We start from the raw sequence: 17,888 nt of genomic DNA, 5'->3' as shown, positions 1-17,888 counted from the left end.
GCCATCACCGGTCCCCGCTTCCCCGTGAGTTCTCGCCGACCAGGGCGAGGAACGCGTCCTCCAGGCGGCGCCGGGGCACCACCCGGTCGACCGCGATCCCGGCCCGGACCAGCTCGGCCACCACCTCGCTGCGCGCCGTGCCGTTGGTGTCCACCACCAGGGCGCCGTTGGTCCCGGGCAGCACCCGTACCCCGGACAACCGGTCCAGGACGGCCCGCGCCGCCTCCGGATCGGAGACGTCGAACTGGGTGCTCGGCGACTCGCCGACGATCTCCTCCACCGCCCCGGCGGCGACGATCTGGCCCTTGTGGACGACGACCGCGTGGGTACAGGTCTGCTCGACCTCGGCGAGCAGGTGGCTGGAGACCAGCACCGCGCGGCCGTCGGTGGCGTACCGGCGCAGCACCCGCCGCATCTCGGCGATCTGCGGCGGGTCGAGCCCGTCGGTCGGCTCGTCGAGCACCAGCAGTTCCGGGAGGCCGAGCATGGCCTGGGCGATCGCCAGCCGCTGTCGCATGCCGTGGCTGTACGTGCGAATCTTCCGGTGCACCGAGTCGCCGAGCCCGGCGATCTCCAGCGCCTCGTCGAGGTGGGCGTCCTCCCATGGCCGCCCGGTCGCCCGCCAGTACGCCCGCAGGTTCTCCAGCCCGCTCAGGTGCGGCAGGAATCCCGGCCCCTCCACCAGCGCGCCGATGCGGGAGAGCACCGGCGAGCCCGGGGTCAGCCGGTGCCCGAAGACGTAGATCTCCCCGGCGGTCGGCCGGGTCAGCCCCATCAGGACCCGCAGCGTGGTGGTCTTGCCGGCGCCGTTCGGCCCGAGCAGGCCGACCACCTGGCCCCGCCGTACCTCGAAGCCGATCCGGGAGACCGCGACGAAGCCGTCGGCGTACTCCTTGCGGAGGTCGCGGACGACCAGCGGGGTGTCGGCGTACTCGGCGACCACCGAGGTGTCCTGGCGGCGGTGCCGGCGGCGGAGGACGGCGACGAGCACGACGAGCCCGAGGACGATCGCGGCGAGCAGCCCGACCAGGACCCAGCGCCAGACCGCCGCCGAGGTGGCGATCGGCTCGCCCGCGACGGTCGGCAGCGAGACCTCGGCCCCGGTGAGCGGCGCGGGCGCCGCGGCGGCGCTGTTCCCGGGTGCGGCGCCGGCCGGCGCGGAATCACCGAGGGCGACGGTGTAGGTGACCGGCTCGGCCGGGGTGGCGTACGCCTGGTCGGCGGTGGCGACGACGATCCGCAGGCGGTGCCCGGCCTCGATCCGGCGGACGATCGCCGGCAGGGTCACCCCGACCGGCCGGGCGGCGGTGATGTCGGCGGGAAGGCCGGTGAGGCGTACCGGGGCGACCAGGCCGTTCGCGAGCGTCGCCGGCCCGTCCGGGTCGACGTCGTAGAGCTTGACGAAGAGGACGGCCTCGCCGGTCGGCGACGCGGCCCGGATCCGCACGGTCGGCGCGCCGACGACGTCGACCGCCTCGGTCAACGGCGCGGACTCGAACCGGGCGTGCTGCCCGGGCAGGTCCCCGGTCACCCGGTCGAGGAGCGCCGAGAGGTCGCCGGCGAACGGCAGCGCCGAGATCGCCGCCGGGTTGCCGTCGGGCGGGTTGGCGATCCGCTGCGCCGGGCCGGCGACCGGGACGCGGACGCGCGAGGTGCCGGTGATTCCCGGGTAGGCGGTGGTGGTGAAGCCGGAGGCGATTAGGCCCCGGTCGAGGGCGTCGAAGCCGGCGATCCGGGACCACGTGAAGCTGGTGGACGGCGCCGGGCCGGTCCCCTTGAGGTAGTGGTCGAGCCACTGGGCCGTCAGGTAGCGGATCCGGTCCTGGTCGCTCTGCGGTCCGTTGCCGCCGTCGTGCCCGCCGGTGAACCAGGCGACCCGGACCGGTGTGCCGTTCGCCGCGATCCCCCGGGCGTTGGCGTCCGCCTCGGAGAGCGGGAAGAGGGTGTCGGCCTCGCCCTGGATCAGCAGCGTCGGCGCGGTGATCCGGTCGAGGACCCCGGCCGGGCTGGAGCGCCGCAGCAGCGCCACCGCGTCGGCATCGGCCCGTCCGCTGGTCGCGATCCTGAGGTACGCCGCGCAGACGTCGGCGGCGAAGCGACCGCAGGCCGGGTCGCCGCCCGCGGCGCCGGGAGGTGTGCCGGCGCCCGGCTCCCGCTCCGCGGGGTCACCGGCCTCGGTGCCGTCCGGCCCGCTCCCGGGCCCGGTGGCGTCGCCGGGTGCGGTGAGTCCGCCGGGGCCGGTCATGCCGCCACTGCCGAAGAAGAGGCCGGCCCAACCCTTCTTGAAGACCCCGTCGACCGGGTCCCGGCCGGTCGACTCCGGCAGGAACGACCGGGCCAGGTCGTGCCAGGTGACCATGGGGACGATCGCGTCCACCCGGTGGTCGTGGGCGGCGAGCAGCAGGGCGAGACCGCCGCCGTACGAGCCGCCGACCACGCCGACCCGGGGGTCGCCGGAGGCGTCCGTCCGGATCTCCGGCCGCTGGGCGAGCCAGTCGAGCAGCCGGGAGGCGTCCCGTACCTCGTAGTCGGGATGGTCGAGGTGGATCTGCCCACCACTGCGCCCGAACCCCCGCGCGGTGTACGTCAGCACGGCGTACCCGAGGTCGGCCAGGTCCTCGGCGTCGGCGCGGACCGACTGCTTCGTACCGCCGAAGCCGTGCGCGAGCAGCACCGCCGGTACCGGATGCGCGGCGCTTGCCGCGTGTGGCAGAAAGAAGGTGGTGTCGAGCTGCACCGGTTCGGTGCCGTCTGGTCCGGAGTGGACGGTGATCACTGCGTCAGTGGCCGACCAGGAGGTCCGTTCGGGCCAGACCGCCCAGCCCACCGCCGCGGCGGCCAACCCGAGCGCGGTCGAGCCGGCGATCACCCGACGCCGGGTCAGGCGCCTTCGCCAGCGCCCGGCCCGGGCCACCGACCGCGCGCCGTCCGACCCGGCCGACGCACCCGACCCGGTGCGGACACCGTCCGGCCCACGGCCGGCGCCCGGACGCAGGGCACGGCGCAGCCGTGCCAGGAGGAGGGAGGGCATGAGCACACCGTACGACCCGGACGCTGAGGGCGGGCTGAGACCGGACTGACCGCGATGCCCCGGACGGGCCGGACCCGCCACGACCTGCCCACGGTCCGGCGGGCGCGGATCATCGGACCTCAGGTCCCGCTCGTCCCACCCAATACCCGAGATCGACTCTCGGTACGACATACCTTACTCATCGTGCTTGATCGGACGCTGGATCGCGCGATCCGACAGCGAGAGACTTGAGCCCGCGACAGTACGGCCGGGTGGCCTGCGGTTGGCCGGGAGGGTGAACGCGATGAGGGGCGAACTCGACGACGCGCTGGCCCGGATGGAGCGGCGTGAGGCGTTGCAGCGACGGCTGGCCCAGGAGGCGGCAGCCCGCACCGGATCACCCGTCGACGAGGTGACCGAGGCGGTGCAGCGCGTCGTCGCCCAGCATCCGGCGGTCGCCGTCACCATGTGGGTCGCCGACGGGCCGAAGATCTCCGCCGTGCACGTCGCCTGGGAGGACGGCGCGGTGACCGTCCGCCCGGCCGCGGAGCCGGCGTTGCCGGTCGCGGGACAACCGCCGCACTCCTGGCCGATGTCGGTGCGTACCGTGCCGGGTTGGACGGTCGCGGAGGAGCCGTCGCCCGCCGACGCCGCCGCCGCCCGGGTCGTCGAGATGATCCGGCGCGACCCGTCGCTGCTCGGCCCCGACGACGGTGGGCGGTGAGCGGGGAGCGACGAGACGGTGGCGGTACTCTCGGCCGGTGACGGCTCCGGATCTCACCCTCACCGCCAGTCTCCGGCCGGCGGCGCTGGACGCCCGCCGGGGCATCGTTCGGCTGCACCCCGAGGTGCTGGCCGCGCTCGGGCTGCGCCCGGGTGATCCGGTCCGGCTGACCGGCCGCCGGGTGACCGCCGGGATCGTCGCCCGAGCCGAGCCGACCGCGAGCCGCGCCCTGCTCTACGCCGACGATCTGATCCTCGGCAACCTGGGGGTCCGGGACGGCAGCCAGGTCGGCGTCGCCCCCGCCCCGGTGGTCGCCGCGCACCGGGTGCTGCTGACCGGCCCGGTCGAGATCGTCGCCGCCGTCTCGCCCGAGATGCTCCGGCTCGCGCTGCTCGGCAAGGTCGTGACCACGGGCGACGACGTCTCGCTGCTGCCGCAGGACGTCCTGCCGGACGCGGCGGTCCGGACCCTGGTCGAGGCGGCCCGACGCAGTCTCGCCAACACGGTCGGGTACGCCTGGACGAGCACGCTGCTCACCGTCACCGAGGCGGTTCCGGCCGACCGCCGCGAGCCGGCACCGGGCGCCGGGCCGGACGGTGGGACCCCGGGGCCGGAGGTACCCGAGCCGATCTCGGTGCTGGTCACGATGGACACGATCGTCGGCTGGCAGGGCGGCCAGGTCACCCACGGCGAGGGGCCGACCGGCGGGCTGGCGCGGACCGGGGTGGGTGAAGCGGCCGGGGTGGCGCGACCGGGCCCGGCGACCGGGCCGGCGACGGGAGCAGAGCCGACCACGGAACCCGAGCCCGCCGCCCCGACGCTGGACGACCTGCCCGGGTTGCGGACCCAGGCGGAGGAACTCACCGAACTGCTCGACCTCGGCTTCCACCACCGCGAGGTGCTCGGCCGGCTCGGTACCACGGTCTCGCTCGGCGTCCTGGTCACCGGACCGGCCGGGTCCGGCAAGTCGGCGCTGGTCCGGGCCGTCGCGGGCGCGGTCGGGGCCCGAGTGGTGGCGCTCTGGGCGCCCGAACTCGCCGCGTTGACCACCGATGCCGCCGCAGCGCGGCTCCGGGCGGCGTTCGCCTCGGTCCGGGACGGCACACCGGCCGTCCTGCTGGTCGCGGACGTCGAGGCGCTCGCCCCCCGGGACGCCCCGGGGCCGGTCACCACGGTGTTTCGGCAACTCCTCGGCACGGCCGTCCGGGCCGGTACGGCCGTGGTCTGCACCACCAGTCGCCCCGAGGCGGTGGACCCGGCACTGCGTGCCCCGGACCTGCTGTCGTTGGAGATCGCCGTACCGCTGCCGGACGCGGCGCTGCGCCGGGAGCAGTTGACGGTGCTGACCCGGGGAATGCCGCTCGCCGAGGACGTCCGGCTGGACGAGGTCGCCGCCCGGACACCGGGATTCGTCGCCGCCGACCTGGCCGCACTGGTACGCGAGGCCGGGGTACGCGCGGCGCTGCGCCAGAAGGAGGCGACGGCGCCGACCGTGGCGATGGCCGACTTCGCCGCCGCGCGGGAGGTGGTCCGGCCGACCTCGATGGCCGAGTCGTCGACGCTGGAACTGGCCGGGGTGACCCTGGACGACGTCGGGGACATGGCCGAGGTGAAGGAGGTGCTGACCGAGTCGGTCCTCTGGCCGCTGACCTATCCGGACACCTTCGCCCGACTCGGCATACAACCCCCGCGTGGGGTGCTGCTCTACGGCCCGCCCGGCTGTGGCAAGACGTACCTGGTCAGTGCGCTCGCCGGAAGTGGCCGGGCCAACGTGCTGTCGGTGAAGGGCGCCGAGTTGCTCTCCAAGTGGGTGGGCGAGAGCGAACGGGCGGTCCGGGAGCTGTTCCGGCGGGCCCGGGACGCCGCGCCGACGCTGGTGTTCCTCGACGAGGTGGACGCGCTGGCCCCGGTCCGCGGGCAGGCGACCGACGGCGGTACGACGGACCGGGTGGTCGCCGCCCTGCTGACCGAGTTGGACGGGGTGGAACCACTGCGGAACGTGGTGGTGGTCGGTGCGACGAACCGCCCGGACCTGGTGGATCCGGCGCTGCTGCGCCCGGGTCGGCTGGAACGGCTGGTGTACGTCCCACCGCCGGACGGCGCCGCGCGCGCCGAGATCCTCCGGGCGGTCGCCCGGTCGGTGCCGCTGGCCGACGAGGTGGACCTGGCGGCGCTCGGCGCCGAGTTGGAGGGCTTCTCCGCGGCCGACTGCGCGGCGCTGATCCGGGAGGCGGCGCTGGCCGCGATGCGCGAGTCGCTGGAGGCGACGACGGTACGGGCCGGGCACGTGGCGGCGGCCCGGGAGCGGGTCCGTCCGTCCCTGGACCCGGCCCAGGTCGCCTGGCTGGCCGGGTACGCCGCCCGGCACTGAGCCACGCGGGCGGCGACCCGGCAACCCGGCTGAGCCCAGCCGCTCCAACAGGCCCTCCCGGTCCCGCACGTCGGCCCGGCCCCGTCCGCGGGTTCGGCCCGCTCACCCGGCGTCGACCGCGTCCACGTCCTCGGTGACCCCGAGCCGGATCTCGGCGCGGACCGCCGCCCCGTCGGAGTCGAGCACCGCGCCGCACCGGCGCAGCAGGCTGACCGCCGGCAGGTTCTCCGACCGGGTGTCGGCGACCACCCGGCAGGCCCCGGCCTGGATCGCCTCGGCGAGCGCCAGACGCAACGCGATCAGCCCGATCCCCTGGCCCCGGGTCGACTTGCCCAGCCATAGTCCGGTCTCCAGCGTGTCGGGTTCGCCGCGCACCCGCCCCAGCCGGATCATGCCCACCACGTCGCCGTCCTGGACGATCGCGTACATCAGGTTGCCGGTCGGGCCGTCCAGCCCGCCGAAGTGCGCCCGGTAGAACTGCCGGAAGGCGTCCATCCGCGCCCGTGACCAGCCGGCGGGGGCGTCGACCGGCGGCATCACCTCATCCGGCTCGGCCTCGGCGACCGCCACCGAGAGCAGCGGTTCGAGCAGCTGCTCGTCGAGCGGCGTCAGCCGTACCTCGCGGGTCACGAGTCGATGCTTCTCGCCGGGGCCGGTCACGTCCACCGGTTCGCCCGGTCCGCTCCGTTCGGGCGACCCGGTTCGCGCCGGGCGTGCCACCGGCCGGTTGGCTGGTCGTGGCGGGCACGCCACCGGCCCGGCTGGTTTACCGCGGCAGGCGGCCGGTATCCGGGACGAACCTCAGCCAGCCGCGCCCACGGCCGCCGCCAGCTCCGCGGACAGCGGGTACGGCCGCTCGGGCGGCAGCAGGGCGGCCGCCGCCTCCCGGTCGCCGCGCTCCAGCGCGGCGTGGATCGCGTACGCGGTGGCGGTGACGTCGGTGATCGTGACGATCCACTCGTCGACGTACCGGGCGACGGCCTCGCCGCGCAGCCCCACCTGGATCGACCGGTGGTCCAACGGCCGCAGGTCCAGCGACCGTTCCGGATCCCACTGCACCCGTACCGGGCTCGTCTTGAGCCGCTCGGCCCAGGCGGACCGGCTGGGATACCGGTCCGGGTCGTAGTGGCTCAGGCAGGACCGGCCAAGGGCCCAGGCGAATCCGGCTCGGGTGATCTCGATCGCCAGCACCCGCTCCTGCCCAGGCTTACGGGCCCAGCCACAGCGGTACATCATCCAGCGGAACGACGGCTTGATCCAGGTCATTCGCTCCCGCCTGAACGGCGGCACGAACCTGCCGTGCGCGAGCGCCGCAACCGCGATCGATGGCGGGTACGCCTGATAGACCGTGATCGTCTCAGCGGTGTACGTGGCCCGGATCTGCCGGGAGGGGACGGACACGCCGCCCATCCTCGTGACCGACGTCGGCCAAGGCCACCGATTATCGCCGTACCGGGGCCGGGGCACCGGCCCTCGGCCACCCTGCGGGTCGCCGGCTGAATGGTCAGCGACCGCCACCGTCCGGCCCGACGCCGGCGACCGCCGCCGACGCGGACGGACCAGGCGGCGCGGCGCTCTCGTCGAACTCGCAGAGGACGGCGGTGGCGTCGTCATGCCGCTTGCCGCCGGCCCACCGTCGGCCGTCGTCGGCCTCGGCCAGCCGGACCCGGCGGATCAGCTCGCCCGGACCGGCGGACCCGAGCAGGTCGAGCAGACCGCGCCAGTCGAAGAGACCGAACCGCTCCACGGCCCGGGCGGCGCCGTCGGTGAGCAGCGCGGCCCGGCGTACCCGGTCCGGGCCGGTCAGCGGGCAGCTCCCGGTGAGGGCGTGTAGGGCGGCGTCGGGGTTGGCGGCGGCGACCCAGTAGCCGTGGGTCTGGTTCATCCGCGCCCGTTGCAGGGTCACCGCCCGGCGGAACCGGGTCGCCCGGTCGGCCTCCGCGCCCAGCTCCGCGTCGCTGTCCACCTGACGGCGCAGGTCGGCCATGGCCGCCGCGAGCCGGTCGTCCGAGATCACCTCGATCCGCTCGCCGAGGTCCAGCACGAGAGGACTGTCGCAGAGAACCAGGTAGTCGAGGTGGTCACCGCCGTAGCGGAGCAGGCAGACGGTGGCCGACGGGGTACCGGGATGGTCGAGGTCGCACCGCCCGCCGTGGTCGGCCCGGACCGCCAGGATGGCGGCGGCCAGGTTCCCGGTCAGCGCCGCAGCCGGCCGTTCGGCGGCGGCCATCCCGATCCGCGCGGCGAGCTGCCGGACGTACCAGGCCGGCCCGTGGACACAACCCGTGTCGAAGCCCTCGGGTACGGTCGCCCCGTCGAGGACGCCGATCAGGTCCCCGTACCGGAAGACGTGGTCCTCGTTCTCGGGGTTGCCCGGAGCGGGCGCCGAGGCCGAGCGGACACGCATCATGCCCTCTGTCTACCGTGCCGAATCGCCGCCGGGTAGCGGACCGGCTCAGTCGGTGCCCGGGAGACGGCGGCCCGGACGGCACCGCGGTCGTAGGCTCACGAACCACTCCTGGCGCGCCCCGCCACGGTGGGGGCGGCCCGTTCCACCACCACGGTCGTCGACTTGATCACCGCCACCGCCACCGAACCGACCTCCAGGCCGAGCTCGTCGACGGCCTCCCGGGTCATCAGCGACACGATCCGGAACGGCCCGGCCTGGATGTCGACCTGGGCCATGACGGTGTCCCTGGTGATCGCGGTGACGATCCCGCGCAGCCGGTTACGAGCCGAGGAGGCGTCGGACCGCTCGTCCGGCCCGGCGGCCTGGGCCCGGGCGAAGGCGGCGAGGTCGCGGCCTTCGATGACGCGGTGCCCCTGGTAGTCACGCTCGGCGGCGAGCCGGCCGGAGTCGATCCACCGCCGCACCGTGTCCGGGCTGACGCCGAGCAACTCGGCGGCCTCACCGATCCGAAACAGGCTCACCCGGAGACCATAACCCTCGCGGCTGCGCGGTGAACAGCAGAAAGGCATCGCATCTGCGTCGCGGTAGCGCTCTCAGCCTGGCAACTGCGATATGGATGGGCCGGCGGTGGGAGCCCACCGGCTCCGGTCTCGGCAAACCTGCCGGCCACAACCGGTCACGGACGGTAGCGTCGGTCGTAGGGGGTTAGCGCGAGGGGGATCGCGATGGTGGAGCACCTGCACAAGATGGGCCTGCGCGCCGAGCACATGTACCTGGCGGGAGTGGCCAGCATCGGGCTGTCGTTCCTGACCTGGCTGCTCTCGAAGCAGATGGAGAAGGCCGGCATCGACCGGGCCGACCGGTGGGGCATCTTCATCGGCGAGTGGGCGCCCACGTTCATCGCGCTCGGCAACGGGCTGCGGACGTACGAGAAGTGACCCGCACTCCGCCGGCGTGGTCCTCACCTCGCTGGGCCGGAGCAACGCGGGGCCTGCTCGGCCAGGGCGGTGCCGGGTGACCGCGAGGGTACTCAGCGGCCCCGACCGCGGCTGCGGGCCGCTCGGAGCCGACGCAGCCGGGCGACCAGCACCGGCTCGGCGGCGAGGGCGGCCGGATTGTCGAGGAGACCGTTGAGGATCTGGTAGTAGCGGGTCGCCGAGATGTCGAAGGCGTCCCGGATGGCCTGCTCCTTGGCCCCGGCATGGCGCCACCAGCGTCGCTCGAACGCCAGGATCTCCCGCTCCCGGTCGGTCAGCGTCGGCCCGGGACCCGCCGCCGACCGCCCCGGCTCGGAAGCCGACGCCTCGGGCAGGTCCGCCGGATCGCCCGGATCCGCTGGCGCGGCCGGCTCCGGCTCGGTGCGCGGCTGCGGGACGCGGATCGGCCGCTCCCGTCCGGCGGCATCGCCGGCCTCGTCGCCGGCGGGCGCGTCGGCATACCTCATGCGCTCCTCCGGGCGGGACACACACGACCTACGGACAGCTCCCCAGGGTAGCCATCACCGGTCGCCACCGCACCGGCCGCCGCGCCCCTACCCGGACGGCAGGGTCGGCCCGGGACCGCGCGGCGCGGCCCGGGCCGCGGGCTCGGCCCGGCGTACGGGGCTGGCTCGGGTGGCGGCCGCCGGGGCGGGACGGGCGGGACGCACCCCCCGGTCGTCCCACCTGTCCCGCCCCACCCCCGATCGGTCCGGGCTCGTCAGGTGATGTCCCGTTGGCGCATCGCCCAGGTCGCGCCGCCCAGCACCAGCACCACGGCGACGGCGAACAGGATCGCCGAGCGCTGCCAGGTGATGTCGAAGGTTTCCGGCTGGCACTCCCCGCCGTACGACACCTGGCAGACCTGCCAGTTCAGCAGCGTGACCTTCTTCTCCATCCAGGCCCGCACGTACGTCGGCAGCAGCCACGCATCGACGAATCTCGTACCCGCCAACGACAGCACCAGGGCCAGGCCGAACTGGCCCACCACCATCGCCCCGAGCGCCCCGCCGAGGGCGAGGGCGGTGTGCCGGCCCAGCGACGCGAGCCCGAAGCCGAGCGTCCCGGCGACCAGGACCAGCACCAATCCGCGCAGCTCGGTCAGGCCGAACGACTGCCAGGCGCCCGAGGTCATGTTCTCGGTCGTACCCCGGTAGGTGCCGATCGCCCAGAACGCCACCGTCCAGAGCGCGCTGGCGACCACCGCCAGCCCGGCCAACGCGGAGAGCAGCGCGGCCAGCTTGGTGAAGAGCACCCGGATCCGTTGCGGTCGCCAGAGCAGCAGGTTCATCATCCCGCCGCTGCTCCACTCCGCCCCGACGAAGGAGGCCCCGGCGATGAAGGCGACCAGGGCGAGCACGGCGGTGAGGGTGGTGAGGGTGACGCCGAACTCGTTACGGAAGTCGAACGTCGACGGCAGGAACCCCTCCGGATCGAACGACTCCCGGGACGCCGGTTCGATCTCCGCGCAGTCCTCGGGGAACTCGTCTCCCGCGGTCCCCGCCGCCCTGGCCGTCTCGCACTGGGCGCGGTACTGCTCGGTGAATGCGACGTGCTGCCGCCACTCCTGCTCCGCACGGCGCTCCGCCGCGGCGATCTGCTTCGGCCCGATCTTCTGGTTGGTGAGGAACATCCCGACCGTCACCGCAGCCAGCACCAGGAGTCCGCCGAGGGCCAGGTACCGGATGAAGCGGCGCTTACGCAGCCGACGCAGCTCGGTCCTGTAGAGGCTCACTCTCCCCACCCCCGAGCGGTCTGGTCGGACACGGCGGCACCGGCCTGGCCGCCGACCACGACGGACTGGTCGACCTGTCGGTGCCGCCCCGGAACCGGCGCGGTGGCGGTCAGCTCCAGGAAGACGCTCTCCAGGTCGGCCGTGACCGGGGCGAGTTCGCTGACGTACAGGTCGGCCTCGGCGAGGGCGCGGGTGACCGTGGCCGGCTTGTCGACGCCGAAGACCATCAGGTGGTCGTCGGCCGGGGTGACCTGGACACCGGCCCGCGTGAGCAGGTCGGCGGCGGTGGGCAGGTCGGTGACCGCCTCCAGCCGTACCCGCAGACCGCTGTTGGAGTGCTGGGCCAGCACCTCGGCGACCGGTCCGGCGGCGACCCGCCGGCCCAGCGAGATGATGGTGACCGAGTCGCAGATCTGCTGCACCTCGGCGAGGATGTGGCTGGAGAACACCACGGTCATTCCGCCGGACGCGAGGGTGCGGACCAGGGTCCGCATCTCCCGGATACCGCCCGGGTCGAGCCCGTTGGCCGGCTCGTCGAGGATCAGCAGCTTCGGGTCCTTCAGCAGGGCGGAGGCGACGGCGAGCCGCTGCTTCATGCCGAGCGAGTACGTCTTGACCCGCTCCCTGGCCCGCTCACGCAGACCGACCAGCTCCAGCACCTCCATCACCCGCCGCTGCGGCACCCCGCCGGCCCCGGCCAGCAGCGACAGCGTGTCCTCGGCCGAGAAGTGCGGGAAGAACTGCGGGCTCTCCACGATCGCGCCAACCTGGCGGGCGACCGTCGGTAGGGCCGCGGGCACCTCCTGGCCGAGGATCGCCATCCGGCCACCGTCGGGCCGAATCAGCCCGAGCAGCGTCCGCAGGGTGGTCGTCTTCCCCGAGCCGTTCGGACCGAGGAAGCCGTGCACCTGGCCCTCCTCGACCACCATGTCGAAACCGTCCAGGGCACGCCGCTCACCGCGGCGTCTACTCCGGTAGGTCTTTCGCAGACCCTCGATCTCCAGTACGGGAGCCATTGTGGCCTCTCTGCCGACGCCTGATGTCGATGTCGGAAACACCGTACCATCGCTTTGCGTACTACCCTGCTATGCGGGGTACCGGCGCGCCGCGAACCACCGGCGGACACGGGGCCGGAATGCCGGAGCAGGCACCGGAGCGCGCATGGCAACGACCGCCGGTGCGGGACGACCAGGGCGGCGAGCGTCGCGACGCCGGCGCCGTCGGGCGCGTTGTTCTTGTGGATGGCGTGCCCGCTGAACGATGGCCCGGCACCATCAGGCGGGATGGCCCGGCACCGTCAGGCGCGAACGACGCCAGTCGTCAGGCGCAGATGACCTGCACGCCGGCGTCCTGGAAGGACCGGACCGTCGCCGGGTCGGCGCCCGAGTCGGTGACCAGGGTCTCGATCCGCTCCACGGGGCAGATCCGGGCGAAGGCGTGGCCGCCCAGCTTGGACGAGTCGGCGATGATCACAACCCGCTTGGCCCGTGCCACCATGAGGTTGTTCATCGACGCCTCGCCCTCGTGGTGCGCCGCCGCCCCGAGCTGGACGTCGATGGCGTCCACCCCGAGCAGCGCGATGTCGAGGGTGACCTCCCGCAGCAGCGCCCCACCCAGCGGGCCGACCAGCTCGAACGACTGCGGCCGGACCACCCCGCCGGCCACCACGATCTTCATCCGGGATCGGACCAGCAGCTCGTTCGCGATGTTCAGGGCGTTCGTCACCACGGTGAGCTGGGCGCCGTCCGCGCTGCTGCTGTTCAGGTCGGGGCGGACGGCGAGGGCCCGGGCGACCTCGGTGGTGGTGGTGCCGCCGTTGAGCCCGACCACCATGCCGGGGGCGACGAGCGCGGCCGCGGCCGCGCCGATCCGCTGCTTCTCGGCGGAGTGCTTGGCCGTCTTGTAGCGCAGCGGCAGGTCGTACGAGACGCCGTTGGCGACCGCCCCACCCCGGGTACGCGTGATCATCTGCTGCTGCGCGAGCTGGTCGAAGTCGCGCCGGATGGTCGCCTGCGAGACCCCGAGCCGGGTGGCCGCGTCCTCGACCGTGACGCGACCGCTCTCGGTCAGCAGTTCGAGGAGCGCGTTCCACCTCGCGTAGCGGTCCACCGTGAACCTCCGGCTGCGTACGGCGTGACGACTGCGTGCACGATAGTGCGCGAAAGATGCGCCCGCAAAACCAAGTCTTGCGCGAAACTGCACGTGGTTGCGACCAACGAGAACCTTCGCGCAGAATGACGCTCGAAATACCAATGAACCGAGCCGTATTGCGCAGGAGCTGTCATGGGCCACGTCGATGCGGAGATCAACAGCCAGCCCGAGTGCTGGCGACAGGCCGCGGCCCTGGCCGCCAGCTCCGCCGCCGCGCTGCCCCGCCCCGGAGAGCGGGTCGCGGTGGTCGGCTGCGGCACCTCGTGGTTCATGGCCATGGCCTACGCCGTGCTGCGGGAACGGGCCGGGCACGGCGAGACCGACGCCTTCCAGGCCTCCGAGTTCCCCCTCGACCGGCCGTACGACCGGGTGGTCGCGATCACCCGGTCCGGCACCACCACCGAGGTCCTCAACGTCCTGACCGCGCTACGCGGGCGGCGGCCGACCACGGTGCTCGTCGGTGACCCCGGCTCCCCCGCCGTCGACCTCGCCGCCGACACGGTGGCGCTCCCCTTCGCCGACGAGCGCTCGGTGGTGCAGACCCGCTTCGCCACCAGCGCCCTCGCCCTGCTCCGGGCGCATCTCGGCACCGATGTTCCCGCGTTGGCCGCCGACGCCGAGGTCGCGGTCCGCGCCCCGCTGCCGTTCGACCCCGCCCGGGTCGAGCAGATCACCTTCCTCGGCCGCGGCTGGACGGTCGGTATCGCGTACGAGGCGGCGCTGAAGTGCCGGGAGGCGGCCACCTGCTGGGCCGAGGCGTACCCGGCGATGGACTACCGACACGGGCCGATCTCGATCGCCGCCCCCGGCCGCCTGGTCTGGGCCTTCGGCGAGGTCCCGGCCGGACTCGCCGAGGACATCGCCGCCACCGGCGCGGCGTTCATCCACAGCCGGACCAACGGTGCGTACGCGGTGGTCGGTGGCCGGCCGCCGCTGGACCCGATGGCGGACCTGATCCTCGCCCAGCGCTTCGCGGTCGCCATGGCGACCGGGCGCGGGCTCAACCCGGACACGCCCCGGCACCTCACCCGGTCCGTGGTGCTCACGTGACCGGCCCGGCCACCCCGGCGCCGTACCGGCCCACCGACGTCGTCGTCGCACTGGACGTCGGTGGCACCGGGATGAAGTGCGCCCTGGTCCGGCCCGATGGTGGCACCGTGCACGCCGAGCGGCACCGCACCGGAGCCGAGCGTGGGCCCTCCGCCGTGGTGGCGAGCATCCTCGACGTCGCCGAGGGCCTCGCCGCCAAGGCCCGGGCCGACGGCCTCACCCCGCTCGCGCTGGGCGTCGTGGTGCCCGGAGTGGTCGACGAGGCCACCGGTACGGCGGTCTGGTCAGCCAACCTCGGCTTCCGGGACGTACCCCTGCGCGCCCTGCTCGGCACGCGACTCGGCCTGCCCACCGCGCTCGGCCACGACGTCCGGGCCGGCGGGATCGCCGAGGCGCGGCTCGGTGCGGGGCGCGGTACCCGGCACGTGCTCTTCGTTGCCATCGGCACCGGCATCGCCGCCGCCCACGTGGTCGACGGGTCGGCCTTCGCCGGCGCACACGGCGCCGCCGGGGAGCTGGGCCACATCGTGGTACGCCCCGGCGGGCCGCGCTGCGGCTGCGGGGCGCTCGGCTGCCTGGAGGCGGTCGCCTCGGCCGCCGCGGTCGGCCGACGCTACACGGCCCTGACCGGTGCCGCGGCGACCGCCGCCGACGTGGTCGACCGGGCGGTCGGTGGCGAGGAGGCCGCCCGACAGGTGTGGCGGGAGACGGTCGAGGCCCTGGCCGACGGCCTGGCCATCGCCCAGGCGCTGTACGACGCCGAGGTCGTCGTCCTGGGCGGCGGGCTCGCCGAGGCCGGCGCCGACCTGCTCGACCCGCTCGGGACCGCGCTGCGACGACGACTCACCTTCCAGACGGTGCCCCGGTTGCGACGCGCGGCCCTCGGCGACGAGGCGGGCTGCCTGGGTGCCGCCCTGCTCGCCCTCGACGCCCTCGAAACCCTAGAAACCCGGTGACCGGGCGCGGCGGGGTCATCGGTCGACCCGCCCGGTACCGGCGACAACGAGCAAAGCGAGGAGACAACGTGACCGTCCGGGTCAGTGGCAAGGTGGTGACCCCGACCGGCGTCATCCGGCAGGGCTGTGTGGAACTCGACGGCGACCGGATCACCGCGGTCGCGGAGTACCCGTCGATCCGGGACGGGCACTGGATCGTCCCCGGCTTCGTGGACATCCACACCCACGGCGGCGGCGGGCACACCTTCACCACCGGAGACCCCGACTCGGCCCGGAGCGCGGCGGCGTTCCACCTGGCGCACGGCACCACCACGCTGCTGGCCAGCCTGGTCAGCTCGCCGTACGAACTGATGCGGGACGCCACCGCGGCCTTCGCGCCGCTGGTGGCCGAGGGGGTGCTGGCCGGCATCCACTACGAGGGGCCGTACGTGTCGACGGTACGGTGCGGCGCGCAGAACCCCGCCTTCCTCCGCGACCCGTCGCTCAGCGAACTCACCGACCTGCTCGACCTCGGCGGCGGGGCGGTCCGGATGGTCACCCTCGCCCCGGAGCTGCCGGGCGCGCTGGCCGCGATCGAGCTGTTGGTCTCCCGCCGGGTGGTGGCGGCGGTCGGGCACACCGACGCCACCTACGAGCAGACCGGCGCGGCGATCATCGCCGGGGCGACCGTCGCCACCCACCTGTTCAACGGGATGCGCGGACCACACCACCGCGAGCCCGGCCCGGTCTTCGCGCTGCTCGGCTCGCCGAACGTGGTCTGCGAGCTGATCGCGGACGGCATACACCTGCACCAGGGGACGCTCGCCTTCGCCGCCGGGGTCGCCGGCCCGGACCGCGCCGCGCTGGTCACCGACGCGATGGAGGCGGCCGGGATGCCGGACGGCACGTACGAGCTCGGCGGGCAGCCCGTCGTCGTCGCCGAGGGGACGGCCCGGCTGGCCACGTCCGACGGCACGCCGGGAGCGATCGCCGGCAGTGTCCTGACGATGGACGCGGCGCTACGCCAGGTGGTCGCGGCCGGGATCTCGATGGTCGACGCCTGCCGGATGGCCGCCACCACCCCGGCGCGGGCGATCGGGCTCGGCGAGCGGGTCGGAGCCCTGATGCCGGGGCTGCGCGCCGACCTGGTGGTGCTGGACGACAATCTGAACGTCGTCCGGGTGATGCGCGGCGGCACCTGGGTCGACTGAGCCGACCTCGTCGATCCGAAGGGCCACCCGACCCGGGACGCCATCACCCCTCGTCGGATCCATCCCCACCCGGCGACCCGTCCGGCGGTCCGGTTCGATCGGCGCCGGTCCGCTCCCGCCCGGGGTCGTACCGGGCCGAGCCGGGACGCTTGCTCCCCTATGCTGGGGGCCACGCCGAGATCGCAGGGCGACATGCCGGAGACGGCATTGGCTCGCTGGGATGGTGTGACACGAGTGCTCTCGGACCTGGGCATCGATCCCGCCGACGAGATCCTGTACCGGCTCCTGTTGCGCGAACCGCGCACGCAGGTGGCGGAGCTCGCCGCGCGGCTCGCGGAACCCGAGTCACAGATCGGCCAGCGGCTGGAGCGCATGGTGACGTTGGGCCTGCTGCGCCGGTCCCTACAGGACCAGAACCGCTTCGTCCCGGTGTCACCGGGCCGCGCGCTCGGGCCGCTGCTCGCCCGGGCCCGCGCCGAACTGCTGGCGCACCAGCAGCGCGTCGAGCGGGGCAGGGCCGCCGTCGACGCGCTGGCCGCCGAGTTTCCCGGCCTCGGCTCGTGGGAGGCGGACAACGTACAGCTGCATGAGGGCCCGGACGCCGCCTGGGCCTGTCTGGAACACATCGCGGTCACCGCCCGGATCTCGGTGCAGGTACTCGGCGCGTCGGGCGCACCGCCGGGGCTGGCAGACGACACCGACTACCGCCCGGCGGAGGAACTCGCGGTGCAGGTCGCCCGGCGGGGTGCCGCGGTACGACTGGTGCTGTTGGACAGCATCACCTTCCGCAAGCCCCTGCTCGACGGCGCGCGTCAGATGTGGGACCACGGCGTGCAGATCCGGACGGTGCCGGCGCTGCCGGTCTGGCTGTTCGTGGTCGACGACGACTATGTGGTGATCGCGCTCGACCCGGCCGACAACCGGGCCGGCGTGTTACAGGTCCGCAGCGCCGGTGCGGTGGCGGCCGCGCGCGACCTCTTCGACCGGTACTGGCGGGTGGCGACGCCGCTGGTCGACGCGGGAACGGCCGGGGACCGCGGTGAGCTGACGCCGATGCAGCGGCAGTTGCTGGCCCTGCTCGCCGACGGCGCGACCGACGCGGCGGCGGCGAAGAAGCTGAGCTGCTCGGAGCGGACGGTGGGCCGGATGGTCGCCGCCCTGCAGAACCAGGCGGGCGTCAAGAGCCGGCTGCAGCTCGGGGTACGCGCCGTCCAGCTCGGCTGGCTCGACCCGGACGAATAGCCCGGCGGCCAACCCACCCCGGAGCCCGGCGGCCGACCGCGGACCGTCCCGCTGGCGGGGTATCCAGGTACC

Annotated in this window: 16 protein-coding genes; 7 read left to right on the top strand and 9 right to left on the bottom strand. The window is 74.2% G+C overall.

Annotation, left to right across the window (positions count from 1 at the left end; all coding sequences use genetic code 11):
- Positions 1-4: 4 nt before the first annotated feature.
- Entirely contained in the window at positions 5-3,031 is a 3,027-nt protein-coding gene (locus tag EF879_RS25820) for an alpha/beta fold hydrolase (protein ID WP_123563106.1), read from the bottom strand.
- Positions 3,032-3,314: 283 nt separating this feature from the next.
- On the opposite strand from EF879_RS25820, the gene EF879_RS25815 reads away from it, so the two are divergent.
- Both EF879_RS25815 and EF879_RS25810 read left to right on the top strand, forming a co-directional pair.
- Positions 3,315-3,734, top strand: coding sequence for a hypothetical protein (locus EF879_RS25815; protein WP_123563105.1), 420 nt, complete (start codon positions 3,315-3,317; stop codon positions 3,732-3,734).
- Between the two features lie 37 nt (positions 3,735-3,771).
- A complete protein-coding gene (locus EF879_RS25810; RefSeq protein ID WP_123563076.1) occupies positions 3,772-6,105 on the top strand; it encodes an AAA family ATPase in 2,334 nt (777 codons plus the stop codon).
- A 102-nt stretch (positions 6,106-6,207) separates the two neighbouring features.
- Here EF879_RS25810 and EF879_RS25805 read toward each other — a convergent pair whose 3' ends face one another.
- The 4 genes from EF879_RS25805 to EF879_RS25790 all read right to left on the bottom strand — a co-directional run bounded on the left by EF879_RS25805 (position 6,208) and on the right by EF879_RS25790 (position 9,036).
- The gene (locus EF879_RS25805; RefSeq protein ID WP_123563103.1) at positions 6,208-6,735 is read right to left on the bottom strand and encodes a GNAT family N-acetyltransferase; all 528 of its coding nucleotides are present in this window, start codon (positions 6,733-6,735) and stop codon (positions 6,208-6,210) included.
- Between the two features lie 171 nt (positions 6,736-6,906).
- Positions 6,907-7,506: a DUF4291 domain-containing protein gene (locus tag EF879_RS25800; protein ID WP_199736613.1), complete on the bottom strand. Its 600-nt coding sequence runs from the start codon at positions 7,504-7,506 to the stop codon at positions 6,907-6,909.
- Between the two features lie 103 nt (positions 7,507-7,609).
- Entirely contained in the window at positions 7,610-8,515 is a 906-nt protein-coding gene (locus tag EF879_RS25795) for a hypothetical protein (RefSeq protein ID WP_233604759.1), read from the bottom strand.
- Positions 8,516-8,610: 95 nt separating this feature from the next.
- Entirely contained in the window at positions 8,611-9,036 is a 426-nt protein-coding gene (locus tag EF879_RS25790) for a molybdopterin-binding protein (protein ID WP_123563072.1), read from the bottom strand.
- A 204-nt stretch (positions 9,037-9,240) separates the two neighbouring features.
- Here EF879_RS25790 and EF879_RS25785 point away from each other — a divergent pair, with 204 nt between their 5' ends.
- On the top strand, positions 9,241-9,453 hold the full coding sequence (locus EF879_RS25785; RefSeq protein WP_123563070.1) for a hypothetical protein: 213 nt from the start codon (positions 9,241-9,243) through the stop codon (positions 9,451-9,453).
- Positions 9,454-9,545: 92 nt separating this feature from the next.
- Here EF879_RS25785 and EF879_RS25780 read toward each other — a convergent pair whose 3' ends face one another.
- The 4 genes from EF879_RS25780 to EF879_RS25765 form a co-directional block, all read right to left on the bottom strand.
- Positions 9,546-9,959, bottom strand: a complete 414-nt coding sequence (locus tag EF879_RS25780) for a DUF3263 domain-containing protein (protein ID WP_123563068.1) — start codon at positions 9,957-9,959, stop codon at positions 9,546-9,548.
- A gap of 254 nt (positions 9,960-10,213) precedes the next feature.
- Positions 10,214-11,227: an ABC transporter permease subunit gene (locus tag EF879_RS25775; protein WP_123563066.1), complete on the bottom strand. Its 1,014-nt coding sequence runs from the start codon at positions 11,225-11,227 to the stop codon at positions 10,214-10,216.
- The gene (locus EF879_RS25770; protein ID WP_123563064.1) at positions 11,224-12,243 is read right to left on the bottom strand and encodes an ABC transporter ATP-binding protein; all 1,020 of its coding nucleotides are present in this window, start codon (positions 12,241-12,243) and stop codon (positions 11,224-11,226) included. The genes EF879_RS25775 and EF879_RS25770 overlap by 4 nt, the downstream gene beginning before the upstream one ends.
- A gap of 304 nt (positions 12,244-12,547) precedes the next feature.
- Entirely contained in the window at positions 12,548-13,336 is a 789-nt protein-coding gene (locus tag EF879_RS25765) for a DeoR/GlpR family DNA-binding transcription regulator (RefSeq protein ID WP_123563062.1), read from the bottom strand.
- A 174-nt stretch (positions 13,337-13,510) separates the two neighbouring features.
- Between EF879_RS25765 and EF879_RS25760 the strand changes: the two genes are divergently transcribed.
- The 4 genes from EF879_RS25760 (at position 13,511) to EF879_RS25745 (ending at position 17,816) form a co-directional block, all read left to right on the top strand.
- A complete protein-coding gene (locus tag EF879_RS25760) occupies positions 13,511-14,428 on the top strand; it encodes an SIS domain-containing protein (RefSeq protein WP_123563060.1) in 918 nt (305 codons plus the stop codon).
- Complete coding sequence (locus EF879_RS25755) at positions 14,425-15,384, top strand: ROK family protein (RefSeq protein ID WP_255420939.1); 960 nt, start codon at positions 14,425-14,427, stop codon at positions 15,382-15,384. The genes EF879_RS25760 and EF879_RS25755 overlap by 4 nt, the downstream gene beginning before the upstream one ends.
- A gap of 68 nt (positions 15,385-15,452) precedes the next feature.
- A complete protein-coding gene (nagA, locus tag EF879_RS25750) occupies positions 15,453-16,574 on the top strand; it encodes an N-acetylglucosamine-6-phosphate deacetylase (protein ID WP_123563059.1) in 1,122 nt (373 codons plus the stop codon).
- A 234-nt stretch (positions 16,575-16,808) separates the two neighbouring features.
- The gene (locus EF879_RS25745; RefSeq protein WP_123563058.1) at positions 16,809-17,816 is read left to right on the top strand and encodes a LuxR C-terminal-related transcriptional regulator; all 1,008 of its coding nucleotides are present in this window, start codon (positions 16,809-16,811) and stop codon (positions 17,814-17,816) included.
- Positions 17,817-17,888: the final 72 nt, after the last annotated feature.

This window comes from Micromonospora sp. HM5-17 (assembly GCF_003762835.1).
Classification (GTDB): Bacteria; Actinomycetota; Actinomycetes; order Mycobacteriales; family Micromonosporaceae; genus Plantactinospora.
This window is presented reverse-complemented; position numbering and strand designations above follow the sequence as displayed.

Excerpts from the sequence above, each read along its gene's own strand:
- EF879_RS25820 (WP_123563106.1), bottom strand. The coding sequence starts at position 3,031 with ATGCCCTCCCTCCTCCTGGCACGGCTGCGCCGTGCCCTGCGTCCGGGC.
- EF879_RS25785 (WP_123563070.1), top strand. The coding sequence starts at position 9,241 with ATGGTGGAGCACCTGCACAAGATGGGCCTGCGCGCCGAGCACATGTAC.
- EF879_RS25795 (WP_233604759.1), bottom strand. The coding sequence starts at position 8,515 with ATGATGCGTGTCCGCTCGGCCTCGGCGCCCGCTCCGGGCAACCCCGAG.
- EF879_RS25780 (WP_123563068.1), bottom strand. The coding sequence starts at position 9,959 with ATGAGGTATGCCGACGCGCCCGCCGGCGACGAGGCCGGCGATGCCGCC.
- EF879_RS25770 (WP_123563064.1), bottom strand. The coding sequence starts at position 12,243 with ATGGCTCCCGTACTGGAGATCGAGGGTCTGCGAAAGACCTACCGGAGT.
- EF879_RS25760 (WP_123563060.1), top strand. The coding sequence starts at position 13,511 with ATGGGCCACGTCGATGCGGAGATCAACAGCCAGCCCGAGTGCTGGCGA.
- EF879_RS25815 (WP_123563105.1), top strand. The coding sequence starts at position 3,315 with ATGAGGGGCGAACTCGACGACGCGCTGGCCCGGATGGAGCGGCGTGAG.